The following is a 14491-nucleotide window of genomic DNA, read 5'->3' as shown; positions in this document are numbered from 1 at the left end:
AAAGACTGGTGGCATGTCCGACACACCCGAACTGTTCGATCGTCTGCGCCGATTCCCCGATGTCGAGGCACCCAATCTCTTTGCCGTCGATGCGGCTGATCGTCTGATCCTCGACGAGGCAGCCGACGCTCTTGCCGCGGCACCGGCGGGCACCGTCGTCGTGATCGGCGATCACTACGGTGCGCTGACTGCCGGTGTTGCGCTCGTGCACGGAATCGCCGCCGTGCGCGTTCACCAGGATCCGCTCACCGGAGAGCTGGCCCTCGCGAACAATGCGCGCGAACTCGGATTCAGTGACGCCTTCACCTCGCACGGACTGGACGAGGAGTTGCTCAGCGGCGCCCGCGTCGTGCTCATGCAATTGCCGCGTAGCCTCGCCGAACTTGCCGAGATCGCCCAGCTGATCGCGCTCCACGCCGACCCGGCGGTTCGTGTCTTCGCCGGTGGGCGTGACAAGCACATCACCCCGGCGATGAACAAGGTTCTCGGCGAATCGTTTTCCGACGTCAGCGCCTCGCGTGGGCGTCAGAAGTCCCGCGTACTCAAGGCTTCGGAACCGAAGCCCGATGTTGCTATCACGTTCCCGATGACCGAACGCCTCGACGAATTCGACCTCGACGTCATTGCTCACGGCGCAGTGTTTGCCGGTGCGAGCCTGGACATCGGCACCCGGTTGCTCCTGCAGAACCTCGGAAAGATTGCGGTCGATCCGCTGAGCGACGTGATCGATCTGGGTTGTGGCAGCGGCATTCTCGCGGCGGCGATCGCGCGGAAGTTCCCGGACGTGCACGTGATCGCAACGGATCAGTCCTCGGCAGCCGTCGCTTCGGCTCTGGCGACCGCGTCCGCAAATGGCGTCGGCGATCGAGTGAGCGGCCTGCGCGACGACGCCGTGAGTTCGTTGCCCAGTGCGAGCGCGGATCTGGTTCTGTTGAACCCGCCGTTCCACGTCGGCGCGGCGGTGCACACCGGCGGAGCACTCAAGATGTTCGAAGCTGCCGGCCGTGTCCTGCGTCCGGGTGGCGAGTTGTGGACTGTTCACAACGCGCATCTAGGGTATCGCGAACCGCTGAAAGCCGCGGTGGGTCCGAGCGAGGCGATGGCGAAGAACGCGAAGTTCATCGTGATGAAGTCGGTCAAACCGTCCTAGTATCGAAAAGGGACGAGTGTCGAAGAGTGTTGATCTTCCGGAAATGCGCCGGGAACTACAACCGAAGCTTCGACGTTGTAAATTACGAGTGCTTTACTTTTAGTCAGGTACACGGACCGTGTCGGAAACTCGGATCCGTCCGGCGAACCCGCGACGCACCCGTCGTAGGCCACCACGATGAAGGGATGATCACGGTGCGCACCACCAGCAACCCGGTGTTCCGCAATCTGCCCAAGCAAGAGGGCAACGGATACGCCTCGTTCGGATCTGCGACGGCGGGCGCCTCGCAGGCAACCCAGCAGTTCGGTCAGCCGCAGTACGCTCCGGCCGAGCCGTACCAGACCGGTCCCACCTCGCGGGCCATGACGATCGACGACGTCGTCACCAAGACGGGCATCACGCTCGGTGTGCTGACGATCTCGGCACTGGTGTCGTACTTCCTGGTCAACAACAACGTCGACCTCGCAGCCCCGCTGGTCATCGGCGGCGGTCTCGTCGGCCTCGTTCTGGTTCTGGTCGCTACGTTCGGCCGCAAAATGGACAACCCGGCAATCGTGTTGGCGTACGCCGTCGCCGAGGGTCTGTTCCTCGGTGCGCTGTCGTTCATGTTCACTGATATTCAATTCGGTGGCGTCGGCGGATCCGCACTGATCGCGCAAGCAGTCCTCGGAACGTTCGGCGTGTTCTTCGGCATGCTGGTCGTCTACAAGACCGGTGCGATCCGGGTGACACCGCGTCTGACGCGAATGATCATCGGCGCATTGATCGGCGTTGTCGTTCTGGCCCTCGGTAACCTCGTCGCGAGCTTCTTCGTCGAGGGCGGACTGGGACTGCGTGACGGCGGAACGCTCGCCATCATCTTCAGCCTCGTCTGCATCGGCATCGCAGCCTTCAGCTTCCTGCTCGACTTCGACGCCGCTGATCAGCTGATCCGCGCACAGGCGCCCGAGAAGGCAGCCTGGGGCGTCGCATTCGGCCTCACCGTCACCTTGGTCTGGCTGTACGTCGAGATCCTGCGTCTGCTGAGCTACTTCAACAACGACTAGTTCTCGAGTCGATCCGTAACACGAAGAAGGGCCCCGCGAGGGGCCCTTCTTTTGTCGTCTGTGGACGGTTACGGTGCTTGGATACCTAGCAACTGCTTGGTTTGGAACGAAGGGGAGCGAATGTCGACAAACACCTCTGAACCCATCCTGGTCGCGGATGCCGGAGCAGTGCGAACGCTGACCTTCAATAATCCGAGTCGCCTGAACGCATTTGATGCAGCCGGTTTTCGAGCGTTCACCAAAGCGCTCGACGACGCGGCGTCGGACGAAGCCGTGGCCGTGGTGATCGTCGAGGGCGCAGGCAAGGCATTTTCCAGTGGCGTCGACCTACGCGCACTCGCCGAACCAGGCGCAGACAACGCCGACTTCGGCCACGCATTCGCGCCGCTGATCGTCGCGCTGGTGGAGTTCCCGAAGCCATTGATCGCCGCGGTACACGGCGCTGCCGTCGGCATCGGCCTGACCATGCTGCTTTACTGCGACGTCGTCTACGTTGCCGAGGACGCACGTCTGCGGGCACCGTTCACCTCGCTGGGTACAGCTCCCGAAGCTGCCAGTAGTTGGTTACTGCCCAAGGTGATCGGAACGCAGCGAGCCGCCGAGCTGATCCTGTCGGCCCGGTGGCTCAGCGGCGTCGAAGCGGCCGCCTACGGACTGGCGACAGCCGCCGTGCCGGCCGACCAGGTACAGGCACGCGCCCGCGAGAGTGCCGAGCAGATTGCCGCCAACGTCGGACCGGCAGTTCTTGCCGCCAAACGACTGCTCCGTCACGGATGGGCGGACGAAGCTCGCGCTGCCGTGCAGCGTGAGGACGACGCTGCGCGAGAGTTGATTCGCGAGTTGGGGAGTTTTGCTCGGAAGTTCACGACTACCTGAAACCCGACCACACGAAAGCGGCCGCCCGGCAGAAGCCGGGCGGCCGCTTTCGACGTGCTCAGGGGATCAGCTGAGGCGCTCGATCACCATTGCCATGCCCTGTCCGCCGCCGACACACATGGTCTCGACGCCGAAGGTCTTGTCCTGCTCCTGCAGGTTGTTGATCAGGGTGTTGGTGATACGGGCACCGGTCATACCGAAGGGGTGACCCAGCGCGATCGCGCCACCGGAGATGTTGAGCTTGTCCTCTTCGATGCCCAGTTCGCGAGCGGATCCGAGGACCTGCACTGCGAATGCCTCGTTGATCTCGAACAGGTCGATGTCGGAGATCGACTTGCCGGCGATCTTCAGGGCGTTCTTGACGGCCTGGATCGGGCCGAGGCCCATGATCTCGGGGGACAGGCCCGAGACGCCGGTGGAGACGATGCGAGCGAGCGGGGTCAGGCCGAGTGCCTTTGCCTTGGTGTCGGACATGATCACCAGTGCGGCTGCGCCGTCGTTGAGCGGGCAGGCATTGCCGGCGGTGACGGTGCCATCGGGGCGGAAGACGGGCTTGAGGCCGCTGATGCCCTCGTAGGTGGTGCCGGCGCGGGGGCCGTCGTCCTTGGAGACGACGGTGCCGTCGGCGAGCGTGACGGGCGTGATCTCACGCTCGAAGAAGCCGCGCGCGATGGCTTCCTCGGCGCGGTTCTGGCTGCGAACTGCCCAGCGGTCCTGGTCTTCGCGGGTGATGCCGGTGGCCGAAGCGACGTTCTCGGCGGTCTGGCCCATGCCCAGGTACACGTCGGGGATCAGGCCCTCTTCGCGAGGATCGGTCCAGGCGACTCCACCTTCGGCGAGCTTGGCGCTACGGGCCTGCGCTGCGTCGAAGAGCGGATTCTTGGTGTTGGGGAGGCCGTCGGCGTTGCCGGTGATGAAGCTGGAGACGGACTCGACGCCGGCGGAGATGAAGACGTCGCCCTCGCCTGCGCGGATGGCGTGCAGCGCCATGCGGGTGGTCTGCAGCGAGGAGGAACAGTAACGGTTGACCGTGACACCGGGGAGGAAGTCGTAGCCGAGCTGGACGGCGACGACGCGGGCGATGTTGAAGCCCGACTGACCGGCGGGCTGGCCGCAACCGAGCATGAGGTCGTCGATCTCGGTGGGGTCGAGCTCGGGGATCTTTGCCAACGCGGCGGCAACCATCTGAGTTGCGAGGTCATCCGGGCGGATGTCCTTGAGCGAACCCTTCATTGCGCGGCCGATGGGCGACCGTACTGCTGAGACGATTACTGCCTCGGGCATGAAAACTCCTTTTGTGTACTGCTCGAGGGCGGCTTGAAACGCCGTCGAGCAGGGCAAGTTGAATGCAGCTTCGACTTACAATTTACGTTGCCGCTCCCAGATGGTGGTCACGCAGTCTCACTCAGTTGACGTCGGGGCGCTGACCTGCAGGTTTGGTGCGTCTCGCGAAGGCTTTCCACTGGGTTGCCGCCGCCGTCAGTCGGGCCGCGACGGTGCGGGCTTGCGCCGCCTCCGAGACGTGGGGGAGTTCGGGTAGCGGGCCACCCTGCCATTCACCCAGAGCCGACGCGAGAACCGGGACGATCTGCTTCGCCGCGAGTTCGTATCCGGCCGCGGACGGATGGAAACGGTCGGCCGAGAACATCGTGTCGGGCGAGGCCAGGAATTCCTTGGCCAGCAGGTCGGCCAGTGGAACGGGATGACCCCCGGCGTTTCTGGTCGCGGCCGCCTGGGCGAGTGCGAGGCGATGGCCCCATTCGCGCACCACGGAGCGCAGAGGTTGCGGGATCGCCGTGACCACCCCCAGATCCGGGCAGGTGCCGACAACAACGACGGCGCCGCTCTCGCGTAAGCGTCGAACCGCGTCGCCGAGGCGTTTAGCCGACGCGTGAATCGCGTTCTTGGCGGTGACGTCGTTGGCGCCGATCAGGATCACCGCAGCGTCCGGGGGAGGACCGGCGACGAACATGGCGTCGACCTGCCCACTCAACCCGCGGGAGGTGGCGCCCCCGATGGCCTTGGTGCTCAAACGGATTCGCTTCCCGGTTTCACTCGCAAGCAGCTTCGCGACCTGAACACCCGGAACTTCCGAGGCCGTCAGCGCGCCCACGCCGGCCGCAGACGAATCGCCGAAGATCATCAAGTGGAGATCGAAGGGCACGGCCCGCCACCAGAGTTCCGGGTTGTCGGCGCCGGGCGCGTACACCCCGTCCGCCTCGGGTGGCTTGGCGATATTGCGACCGATCACCCCGCGGGCCGCCCCCGCCTGCGACATCAGATAGTTGTAGCCCAACCAGGAGAGCGTGCCTGCACTCGATCCGGCCACCACCGTGGCCACCGACGCTTTCAGTCCGGTTCGACTCACACTTGCCAATCTAGCCGGATTGCACCACCTTCGCCCGACGTCCGCGCGCACCGTTTTCTTTCATCTGGGAACATGGACGAATGCGCATCGCGGAACACGTCGTCGACCTCATCGGCAACACCCCACTCGTCAAGCTCACGTCCGTCACGGGCGAAAACTTCGGCACGGTGGCAGCCAAGGTCGAATACCTCAACCCTGGCGGTAGCTCCAAGGACCGCATCGCCGTCAAGATGATCGACGCAGCCGAGGCTTCGGGTGAACTGAAGCCGGGCGGCACCATCGTCGAGCCGACTTCGGGCAACACCGGAATCGGCTTGGCGCTCGTGGCGCAAAAGCGTGGATACAAGTGCGTTTTCGTCTGCCCAGACAAGGTCAGCGAAGACAAGCGCAACGTCCTGCGCGCCTACGGCGCCGAGGTGGTCGTGTGCCCCACGGCCGTCGCGCCGGACAACCCGAACAGCTACTACAGCGTCTCCGACCGTCTCACCCGTGAGATCCCCGGCGCCTGGAAGCCCAACCAGTACTCCAACCCGGGCGGACCGGAGAGCCACTACGAGACCACCGGCCCCGAGATCTGGGCCGACACCGACGGCAAGATCACGCACTTCGTCGCGGGCGTCGGCACCGGCGGCACCATCACCGGCACCGGCCGCTACCTCAAGGAAGTTTCGGGCGGCAAGGTCAAGGTCATCGGCGCAGACCCCGAGGGCTCCGTCTACTCCGGCGGCACCGGTCGTCCGTATCTGGTCGAAGGCGTCGGCGAAGACTTCTGGCCGTCGGCATACGACCCGTCCATCCCGGACGAGATCATCGCGGTCTCGGACGCCGATTCCTTCGAGATGACGCGTCGCCTCGCCCGCGAGGAGGGACTGCTGGTCGGCGGTTCCTGCGGTATGGCCGTCGTCGCTGCCCTCGAAGTAGCCAAGCGTGAGGGTCCCGACGCCCTGATCGTCGTCCTCCTGCCGGACGGTGGCCGCGGCTACCTGTCCAAGATCTTCAACGATCAGTGGATGGCGTCGTACGGATTCCTGCGCACCCCACTCGACGGCAAGACCAACGTCCCCACCGTCGGCGACGTTCTGCGTGGCAAGTCGGGCGAGCTGCCGGACCTCGTTCACACCCACCCGTCGGAGACCCTGCGCGACGCGATCGAGATCCTGCGCGAGTACGGCGTGTCCCAGATGCCCGTCGTCGGTGCTGAGCCGCCGGTCATGGCGGGCGAGGTCGCCGGAAGTGTGTCCGAGCGGGATCTGCTGAGCGCGGTCTTCGAAGGCCGTGCGCACCTTGCGGATTCCGTCGAGAAGCACATGAGCAAGCCGTTCCCGCTCATCGGTTCCGGCGAGCCGGTCTCGGCTGCCACGAAGGCGCTCGGGGACACCGACGCACTCATGGTCGTCGACGACGGCAAGCCGGTCGGTGTCATCACGCGCCACGATCTCCTGGGTTTCCTGAGTTCGGATTCCTGAGTTCGGATTCCTGCGCCGGCACCGGCGCCATTAGGCTGGGGACCATGAGTGAGCAACGCAGCAAGGCCGACAACATCAGCTGGCAGGGTTTCTCCACGAAAGCGGTGCATGCGGGTTACGAACCCGATCCGCTGACCGGTGCGGTCAACGTGCCGATCTACGCGAGTTCCACCTTCGCCCAGGACGGCGTCGGTGGAATGCGCAGTGGCTTCGAGTACGCGCGAACGGGTAACCCCACCCGTCGCCCACTCGAGGCGAACCTCGCAGCGCTCGAATCCGGAACCTACGGCCGAGCGTTCAGTTCGGGAATGGCGGCCACCGACTGCCTGCTCCGTTCGGTACTTCGACCGGGCGATCACCTGGTCATCCCCGACGACGCGTACGGCGGAACCTTCCGTCTCATCGACAAGGTCTTCACGCAGTGGGGGATCGAGTACACCCCGGCTCCGGTGTCCGACGTCGATGCGGTGCGCGCGGCGATGAAGTCCAACACCAAGCTGGTCTGGGTCGAGACGCCCACGAACCCGCTGCTCAATATCGGTGACATCGAGCTCCTTGCCGAGGTCGCCCACGAGGGCAACGCAAAGATCGTGGTGGACAACACCTTCGCGTCGCCGTACCTGCAGCAGCCGCTGCAGCTCGGTGCCGACATCGCGCTGCACTCCACGACCAAGTACATCGGCGGACACTCCGACGTGGTCGGTGGCGCTCTCGTCTGCAACGACGAAGAACTGGACACCGCGTTTGCCTTCCTGCAGAACGGATCCGGCGGCGTTCCCGGCCCCTTCGACGCGTTCCTGACGTTGCGCGGAATCAAGACACTGGCGCTGCGCATGGAGCGTCACAGTGACAACGCGGAGAAGGTCGTCGAATTGCTCGACGGCCACCCCGCGGTTGCCAGCGTCATCTACCCCGGACTGGCTTCGCATCCGTCGCACAAGGTCGCGGCCAAGCAGATGCGACGCTTCGGCGGCATGATCTCCGTCCGTCTCAAGGGCGGCAAGGCGGCAGCTCTCGACCTGTGCTCGCGCACCGAGATCTTCACGCTGGCAGAATCTCTCGGCGGAGTCGAATCCCTCATCGAATTCCCCGGTGCGATGACCCACGCCTCGACGGCCGGTTCCGCTCTCGAGGTTCCCGACGATCTGGTTCGCCTGTCGGTCGGCATCGAAGACGCCTCCGATCTGGTCGGCGACATCGAGCAAGCGCTGTCCTGATCTTCGCTCTACAGTAATTCGACTTCGAATCTGCAGTGCGCCTTCACACCTCACGAGGGTGTGGAGGCGCACTTTCTGGAGGCATGCGTGAATCTCGAACAGATAAAGGCTGCACAGCAACTGCTCGCCCCGGTCATGCGACGCACCCCGGTCGTGGCCTCGCGAGTGTTGTCCGAAACCACCGGCTTCGCCGTGAGTTTGAAATGTGAAAATCTGCAGCGCACCGGCTCTTTCAAACCGCGCGGTGCGTACAACCGCATTGCCAATCTTTCCGCAGAGGAACGGGCAGCGGGCGTGGTGGCGGCCAGTGCCGGTAACCATGCGCAGGGAGTTGCCTGGTCTGCAACAGAATTGGGAATCAAGTCGACCGTCTTCATGCCGACGGGTGCGCCGCTGCCGAAGTTGGTGGCCACCAAGGCATATGGAGCTCAGGTCCACCTGCACGGTTCGACTGTCGACGAAGCGCTCGTGGCCGCTCGCGAATTCGCGGACCGAACCGGAGCAGTTCTGGTCCACCCGTTCGACCACGAGGACGTCGTGGCGGGGCAGGGGACTGTGGGGCTCGAAATCCTCGAGCAACTGCCTGAGGTCGGCACGATCCTCGTTCCCACCGGCGGTGGCGGTTTGATCGCGGGAGTGGCTGCAGCCGTCAAAGCTGTGCGCCCGCAGGTCCGCATCGTCGGAGTGCAGGCCGAGACCGCGGCTGCCTGGCCGGCGTCGTTGGCAGCCGGGAAGCCGACCGCCTTGGCGTCGATGTCCACGATGGCAGACGGTATCGCTGTTGGCTGCCCGGGCGAGGTTCCGTTCGCCGAAGTTGCCGCCCATGTCGACGCCGTGGTGACGGTCAGCGAGGAAGCGCTGTCCAAAGCGCTCCTGCTGTGCCTCGAACGCGCCAAGCTCATCGTCGAACCGGCCGGCGTCGCGGCCGTCGCGGCCTTGATGACCTGCACTCCGGAGGAGCTGGGACTGACAGGGCCGGTGTGCGCCGTGCTTTCCGGCGGCAACATCGATCCGCTACTTCTCACGCACGTCATCTCGCACGGTCTGCGAGCGGCCGGACGGTTCCTCGGCGTTCACATCACCATCGACGATCGGCCGGGCGCACTGGTCTCGTTGCTGGAAGTGGTTCGAGCGAACGGCGCCAGCGTGGTCGATGTCATCCATTCCCGTACCGGTGGCGAACTCGCGCTCGACGAAGTGGAAGTCTTCCTCACCGTCGAGACGCGTGGTCCGGACAACAAGGCGGAACTTCTGACGGCCTTCGACGGCGCCGGTTACGCAGTACGACTGCAGAACTGAGGCGAGTTACTCGTCAGGCCAGCCGCCCAGAACCGTCACGCGGTACTCCTGGTCGACCAGCCTGGCGGGTACGTCGAGTTGATGTAGCCAGTCGATGGCCGAACCGCCCATGCCGACCGCAACCCGACTGAATGCGGCGGCCTGGGCGCAGGAGGATGCAATCACCGACACCGTGCGCCACATCGGCGTCGCCGTCGATTCGCGGTGCAGTGGCTTGACGGTGCTGGCCGTGGCGATCCCGCAGTCGGACGGAAGTGCTACCTGGCAGGTCGGGTCGCCGGGCAGGTCTTGCACCTGAATCTGCCAGCCGTCTTCCGGCGCCGGGCCGGCAACCGCGATGTCCCCGCCGAGGCCGACCAGCACGCCACACCCGAGAAGAGTTGCAGTGGACGCGGCACAGTGGTCCGCTGAACTGGCGCGGGCCGTCGCGGACAGATCGAGAACGACGTCGTCCGGGCTGTACACGCGGTTGTTCTCGACGCGAATCTTCCACCAGGAGTGAGGGTCTGCCGACCCGGCCGTCGGCGTGAGTTTGCCGTCGGTCAGTCGTGCGACAGCCAACGCGTCTTCGAGGAAGTGCGCGAACATCGGGGTCACGGCGACGCCGTCGACGTTGCTCGCGGCGCTGACATAGGTACGAATCTCGGAGTCGGCACGATCTCGATTGGTGGCGGCGTCGGCAGCGGTGAGGTAACCGCGAACCAGGCTGGCCGCGGAGGGAAGGACTTCAGGGTCGGTGACGACGACCCGGGCCTGAACCCCCCACGTGAGCCACTCGGAGGCCGAGCGCGGAGTACTCACGAACCGTTGGAGACGGCGTCCGGGGTTCCGAATCCGGCGACCACGACGGGCCGCTTCGCTACGGGATTCTTGGTGTGAGAAGCCGACGTGTCCGGTGCGAGTGCCGTGGCAGTGGGAGAAGAAACGAGTGAAAGTCCGCCGCTTGCGAGTGCTCCCGCCACAGCCGTGGCTGCGAGGGCGAGGCGAACGGGTCGATACACCGTAGTGCGTCCCCGGGCGGGTCGTGGCCGATCGTCGCTCATGGACTCAGCTTGCACGCCGAACCTGAGAAAAGCCTTGGCGTCTGTAGTCATTTGCGTAACGCCCGCCGAGATAAATGAGACATTGGTTACAGGAGTCGCGAGACTGAGCCGTGTCGAATGCATGTTCGAAAGAGTAGATGTTCGCACCGACAAGTTTCGGGTACGACCACGTACGTGGATTTTCAGAGGTTTATCGGAGGTTCGGATGGCAGTCGGTGTCCTGGCGATCGCTGTGTCGATCGGCACCGCACTGGGCGTGATGAGTGGAACTCTCGGAGCGCCCGCACAAGTCGAGAAGAACGAGTCTTCGAATGCTGCAGTCTCACTTGCAGCCTGGAACGGACCGGCACGAACTCAGGACACACCTGAGGGAATCGTGCCTTCCGTACCCTCCAACTTTCCGGGAGCGACATTGGCGCCCGTGGGAGCGGTGGCAGTGTTCGCGCCGTGGATCAAAAAGGCCGGTGCTCTGTGCTCGGAGATCACGCCCGCGGTGATCGCCTCGCTGTACTCGGTCGAGAACGGATTCAAGTACGGACCCGATACCGACATCTCACCGGAAGGTGGGCGCGGGCCTGGCCGCTTCACCACCGCAGCGTGGACGGCATACGGCAAGGACGGTGACGGCGACGGAAAGATGGACATCCTGGGCGTTGCCGATCCGGTGATGACAACCGGATACCGGTTGTGCGATCTCGTGAAGCAAGCGCAGTCCTGGCAGAAGTCCGGTGAGGTCGAGGGCGATACCGTCGACCTCGCGCTCGCTGCCTACGACGTCGGGCCTGACGCAGTTCGCGAAGCGGGCGGCGTTCCGGCAGACAAGTCGGGCGAGGTTCCTGCGGAGCAGGCGGTCGCCGCTCCGTTCGTCGCCCAGATCAAATCGTTGCAGGACTCGTTCGCCCTGATGCTTGCGCCCTTCGACTACAACAACCTCGCCGCAGCGGTGGGCGGCGTCGTCGAGGCCGGTCTGAAGTTTCTCGGATTGCCGTACGTGTGGGGTGGCGGAAACATCAACGGGCCGTCGATGGGCGGGTTCGACTGCTCGGGGCTGACGTCGTACGCGATCCACGCGGCCACCGGGGTGACTCTGCCCCGGACCTCGGAGACGCAGTGGGGTGTCGGCGTCGAGATCCCGCTGGATCAGGCGCAGCCCGGTGACCTGTTGTTCGGCAACTGGCAGGCAGGCGGCCCCGGCCACGTGGCGATCTACGTCGGCAACGGTCAGATGCTTCACGCACCCACGTTCGGCGACGTGGTGAAGGTCGGCCCGATCTTCGCCGGCATGAAGGCTCGCCGCGTGGTGTGAGTGGGCAGGAAACGGCGAGCGTCGACAGAGCAAGAAGCGCCACCCGACCGAGTCGGGTGGCGCTTCTTTTCAGAGCTGGTACAGCCGATCAGCTGTGGTAAGGCTCCGCGCTCAGCAGCGTGACCTTCATGGTGCTGCCGTTGGGCAGGTTGTACTCACGCGTGTCGCCGACCTTGGCTTCGAGCAGCGCGCCGCCCAGCGGTGAGTTCGGCGAGTAGACCTCGAGCTTGGCGTCACGTGCGCCTTCTTCGCGGGTAGCGATCAGGAACGTCTCGGTGTCACTCTCGTCGCCGTCGTAGTAGACCTTGACTACGGATCCGGGCAGTGCGACACCGGACTGAGTGGGGGCCTCGCCGACCTTTGCGCTGTTCAGCAGCTCCTGGAGCTGGCGAATGCGGGCTTCCTGCTGACCCTGCTCTTCGCGGGCAGCGTGGTAGCCGCCGTTCTCCTTCAGGTCGCCCTCTTCGCGACGCTCGTTGATCTCGGCGGCGATGACCGGGCGATTGGCGATGAGCTGGTCGAGTTCGTTCTTGAGCCTGTCATGTGATTCCTGGGTAAGCCAGGTCACCTGGGTCTCGGTCATCTCGATCACTCCCTAGTAGTCGGAGCCGGGGGCTCCCTCGACGATCGCTGCAACAGCAGCGAACAACGACACAGAAGCACCACCAGGGATGCAACCTTGCCGTCAAACCTTGCGTCAATGCAGCAATACACGGTTCCACCCGGAACCGTGTATCGGGCAATTCTATCACGCATGACTACCCGCCCTGTCCGGCGTCAAACGTCCGGCAGGGTGGGTGCGTTCCGAGGTCAGCTCTTGGTCAGGTACTCCGGAACGTCGAAGCTGCAGCCGTAGACGTCGGCCATGCCTGGCGGCTGGGACGTCTTGACCTCGGTGTTGAACTCGAGGGTCTGATGTTCCGACGACGGGACGTAGACCTCACGTCGACCGGTTTCGGAGCCGTCCTTCGAGCGTGCGCGCACGATGCACATCGCTTCACGCGACGAGTCGTCGCGTGTGACGGTGAAACGGATCTTCACCGTGGAGTCGTTGGCGATGTCGAACGAGATGGTCTCGGTCTCGATTTCCTTGACCGCAAATTTTCCGTACGCGTAGTACGCGATTCCGCCGCCTACGACGATGACGAGAGCGGTCAGAGCCCACACCATCCACTTGCGGGGACTGCCCGTGCGAGTTGTGCTCGGGTACCGATCTTGGGGAAGCGGTTTGCTCATCACTCTGCTCTCGAAGACTCGAGTTCGCGTGTCGTGCAGCAACTGACTGTGTCCCGCCGGATTACCGAAGGGGTCACGGCTGCGCCAGGAACTCTCGGGTGGAACTATAGAGGACGTATCCCGTCGCGCCGTCGGTAGGTTTGTCGGCAGTCGGTACGTTTGACGGCAACGGCCCGGAGTAATCCGAGCGGTGCACAGCGTGTGATTCGAAGACTGCCGGTGACGGCTACAGGTGAACTGCCGGCAACGGCTACAGGTGAAGTTGAGGTGAACGAACACGTGAGCGGATTCCGGCTCATGGCCGTCCATGCCCATCCCGACGACGAGTCGAGCAAGGGTGCGGCCACCACCGCCCGTTATGCAGCCGAAGGCCACGAAGTGATGGTCCTGACGCTCACCGGGGGTGAGCGTGGCGACATTCTCAACCCGGCCATGGACGTTCCCGGTGTCCGCGATCGAATCAGCGAAGTTCGCCAGGAGGAGATGGCCGAGGCCGCTCGCATCCTGGGCGTGAAGCAGCGCTGGCTCGGTTTCGTCGATTCCGGGCTTCCCGAGGGCGACCCTCTTCCGCCGCTGCCCGAAGGGTGCTTCGCCCTCGTTCCGCTCGAAGAGTCGACGCGCGCTCTGGTCAAGGTGATTCGCGAGTTCCGTCCCCACGTCGTCACGACGTACGACGAGAACGGCGGATACCCACACCCGGATCACATCCGGTGCCACGAGGTGACGATGGCAGCCTACGAAGCCGCCGCCGATCCCGAGTACTTCCCCGAGGACGGTCAGCCGTGGGAAATCAAGAAGGTCTACTACTCGCACGGATTCATCCGTAAGCGCCTCGAACTCTTCCAGGAGGAGTACGAGCGTCGCGGTGAGCCGTTCCCGATGGCGGACTGGCTCAAGAAGTGGAAGACCGAACGCGGCGACATGATGGTCCGGGTGACCACTCAGGTCACGTGCGGCGACTACTTTCCCCAGCGTGACGATGCTCTGCGCGCACACGCGACGCAGATCGATCCCAACGGTTCGTTCTTCGCTGTGCCGCTCGACATTCAGCAGAAGATCTGGCCCACCGAGGAATTCGAGCTCGCCAAGACGCGGGTCACCACGTCCATTCCGGAAACCGACCTGTTCGCAGGTCTCGAAGAGGACGCTCAGAAGTGAATGCTCTGTCCGCCGAGGTAGTTCTCGGCACCACACAATTTCTTGCTCAGACCCCGAGTAATCCATCCGGCCCGGAGTTCGGAAAGTCGTCTCCGGTCGGCCTGCTGGTGATTCTTGCGCTGCTCATCGGTGTGATCCTCCTGGTTCGGTCGATGAACCGCCAGCTCAAGAAGCTGCCGGAGACGTTCGAACCGGATCATCCCGAACTCGATCAGCAGGCAGACGAAGGCACCGACCGGGGAGCTATCACTGCTCCGAGCCCGGCGGAACCCAACGTCTCTACCGAGAAGAAGCCCAAGCAAGAATCCTGAGACGAACGAGGTAGC

General features: G+C 64.3%; 15 protein-coding genes. 9 read left to right on the top strand and 6 right to left on the bottom strand.

The genetic code is table 11. The features are described from left to right. Nucleotides 1-13 precede the first annotated feature (13 nt). The 3 genes from RA302_RS20750 (at nucleotide 14) to RA302_RS20740 (ending at nucleotide 3072) form a co-directional block, all read left to right on the top strand. Complete coding sequence (locus tag RA302_RS20750; RefSeq protein WP_070162427.1) at nucleotides 14-1150, top strand: methyltransferase; 1137 nt, start codon at nucleotides 14-16, stop codon at nucleotides 1148-1150. A 194-nt stretch (nucleotides 1151-1344) separates the two neighbouring features. Beyond that, entirely contained in the window at nucleotides 1345-2196 is an 852-nt protein-coding gene (locus tag RA302_RS20745; protein ID WP_174519473.1) for a Bax inhibitor-1/YccA family protein, read from the top strand. Nucleotides 2197-2316: 120 nt separating this feature from the next. Continuing rightward, nucleotides 2317-3072, top strand: coding sequence for an enoyl-CoA hydratase/isomerase family protein (locus RA302_RS20740; protein ID WP_070162425.1), 756 nt, complete (start codon nucleotides 2317-2319; stop codon nucleotides 3070-3072). Between the two features lie 66 nt (nucleotides 3073-3138). Here RA302_RS20740 and RA302_RS20735 read toward each other — a convergent pair whose 3' ends face one another. Together RA302_RS20735 and RA302_RS20730 are read right to left on the bottom strand one after the other, a co-directional pair. After that, nucleotides 3139-4356, bottom strand: a complete 1218-nt coding sequence (locus tag RA302_RS20735; RefSeq protein ID WP_019744600.1) for an acetyl-CoA C-acetyltransferase — start codon at nucleotides 4354-4356, stop codon at nucleotides 3139-3141. A gap of 121 nt (nucleotides 4357-4477) precedes the next feature. Next, nucleotides 4478-5449: an SGNH/GDSL hydrolase family protein gene (locus RA302_RS20730; protein ID WP_042448870.1), complete on the bottom strand. Its 972-nt coding sequence runs from the start codon at nucleotides 5447-5449 to the stop codon at nucleotides 4478-4480. A gap of 71 nt (nucleotides 5450-5520) precedes the next feature. Here RA302_RS20730 and RA302_RS20725 point away from each other — a divergent pair, with 71 nt between their 5' ends. From RA302_RS20725 to ilvA, 3 genes are all read left to right on the top strand, one after another. Then, the gene (locus tag RA302_RS20725) at nucleotides 5521-6906 is read left to right on the top strand and encodes a cystathionine beta-synthase (RefSeq protein ID WP_003943292.1); all 1386 of its coding nucleotides are present in this window, start codon (nucleotides 5521-5523) and stop codon (nucleotides 6904-6906) included. 44 nt (nucleotides 6907-6950) lie between these two features. Continuing rightward, entirely contained in the window at nucleotides 6951-8123 is a 1173-nt protein-coding gene (locus RA302_RS20720; protein WP_007728802.1) for a cystathionine gamma-synthase, read from the top strand. Between the two features lie 135 nt (nucleotides 8124-8258). Continuing rightward, nucleotides 8259-9422 (top strand): threonine ammonia-lyase, encoded by a 1164-nt coding sequence (ilvA, locus tag RA302_RS20715; RefSeq protein WP_228402296.1) that lies wholly within the window; start codon nucleotides 8259-8261, stop codon nucleotides 9420-9422. 6 nt (nucleotides 9423-9428) lie between these two features. Here ilvA and RA302_RS20710 read toward each other — a convergent pair whose 3' ends face one another. After that, entirely contained in the window at nucleotides 9429-10223 is a 795-nt protein-coding gene (locus RA302_RS20710) for an FAD:protein FMN transferase (protein WP_003943281.1), read from the bottom strand. Further along, nucleotides 10220-10465: a hypothetical protein gene (locus RA302_RS20705; RefSeq protein ID WP_153211881.1), complete on the bottom strand. Its 246-nt coding sequence runs from the start codon at nucleotides 10463-10465 to the stop codon at nucleotides 10220-10222. Before RA302_RS20705 ends, RA302_RS20710 begins: the two co-directional genes overlap by 4 nt. A 205-nt stretch (nucleotides 10466-10670) precedes the next feature. On the opposite strand from RA302_RS20705, the gene RA302_RS20700 reads away from it, so the two are divergent. After that, the gene (locus tag RA302_RS20700) at nucleotides 10671-11771 is read left to right on the top strand and encodes a C40 family peptidase (RefSeq protein WP_003943296.1); all 1101 of its coding nucleotides are present in this window, start codon (nucleotides 10671-10673) and stop codon (nucleotides 11769-11771) included. Nucleotides 11772-11859: 88 nt separating this feature from the next. Here RA302_RS20700 and greA read toward each other — a convergent pair whose 3' ends face one another. Together greA and RA302_RS20690 are read right to left on the bottom strand one after the other, a co-directional pair. After that, complete coding sequence (greA, locus tag RA302_RS20695; RefSeq protein WP_007726385.1) at nucleotides 11860-12354, bottom strand: transcription elongation factor GreA; 495 nt, start codon at nucleotides 12352-12354, stop codon at nucleotides 11860-11862. Between the two features lie 227 nt (nucleotides 12355-12581). Next, nucleotides 12582-13007 (bottom strand): DUF4307 domain-containing protein, encoded by a 426-nt coding sequence (locus RA302_RS20690; RefSeq protein ID WP_007726384.1) that lies wholly within the window; start codon nucleotides 13005-13007, stop codon nucleotides 12582-12584. Nucleotides 13008-13286: 279 nt separating this feature from the next. Between RA302_RS20690 and mca the strand changes: the two genes are divergently transcribed. Together mca and RA302_RS20680 are read left to right on the top strand one after the other, a co-directional pair. Beyond that, entirely contained in the window at nucleotides 13287-14165 is an 879-nt protein-coding gene (gene mca / locus RA302_RS20685; RefSeq protein WP_007726383.1) for a mycothiol conjugate amidase Mca, read from the top strand. After that, nucleotides 14162-14476 (top strand): hypothetical protein, encoded by a 315-nt coding sequence (locus RA302_RS20680; RefSeq protein ID WP_007726381.1) that lies wholly within the window; start codon nucleotides 14162-14164, stop codon nucleotides 14474-14476. The genes mca and RA302_RS20680 overlap by 4 nt, the downstream gene beginning before the upstream one ends. Nucleotides 14477-14491 lie beyond the last annotated feature (15 nt).

Origin of the sequence: Rhodococcus sp. DN22 (assembly GCF_036669995.1) — a bacterium.
Lineage (GTDB): Bacteria > Actinomycetota > Actinomycetes > Mycobacteriales > Mycobacteriaceae > Rhodococcus_F > Rhodococcus_F erythropolis.
Note: the sequence above shows the minus strand (reverse complement) of the source record. Positions and strands in the feature narration are given on the sequence as shown.

Excerpts from the sequence above, each read along its gene's own strand:
- RA302_RS20750 (WP_070162427.1), top strand. The coding sequence starts at position 14 with ATGTCCGACACACCCGAACTGTTCGATCGTCTGCGCCGATTCCCCGAT.
- RA302_RS20740 (WP_070162425.1), top strand. The coding sequence starts at position 2,317 with ATGTCGACAAACACCTCTGAACCCATCCTGGTCGCGGATGCCGGAGCA.
- RA302_RS20735 (WP_019744600.1), bottom strand. The coding sequence starts at position 4,356 with ATGCCCGAGGCAGTAATCGTCTCAGCAGTACGGTCGCCCATCGGCCGC.
- RA302_RS20725 (WP_003943292.1), top strand. The coding sequence starts at position 5,521 with ATGCGCATCGCGGAACACGTCGTCGACCTCATCGGCAACACCCCACTC.
- RA302_RS20720 (WP_007728802.1), top strand. The coding sequence starts at position 6,951 with ATGAGTGAGCAACGCAGCAAGGCCGACAACATCAGCTGGCAGGGTTTC.
- ilvA (WP_228402296.1), top strand. The coding sequence starts at position 8,259 with ATGCGACGCACCCCGGTCGTGGCCTCGCGAGTGTTGTCCGAAACCACC.
- RA302_RS20705 (WP_153211881.1), bottom strand. The coding sequence starts at position 10,465 with ATGAGCGACGATCGGCCACGACCCGCCCGGGGACGCACTACGGTGTAT.
- RA302_RS20700 (WP_003943296.1), top strand. The coding sequence starts at position 10,671 with ATGGCAGTCGGTGTCCTGGCGATCGCTGTGTCGATCGGCACCGCACTG.
- greA (WP_007726385.1), bottom strand. The coding sequence starts at position 12,354 with ATGACCGAGACCCAGGTGACCTGGCTTACCCAGGAATCACATGACAGG.
- RA302_RS20690 (WP_007726384.1), bottom strand. The coding sequence starts at position 13,007 with ATGAGCAAACCGCTTCCCCAAGATCGGTACCCGAGCACAACTCGCACG.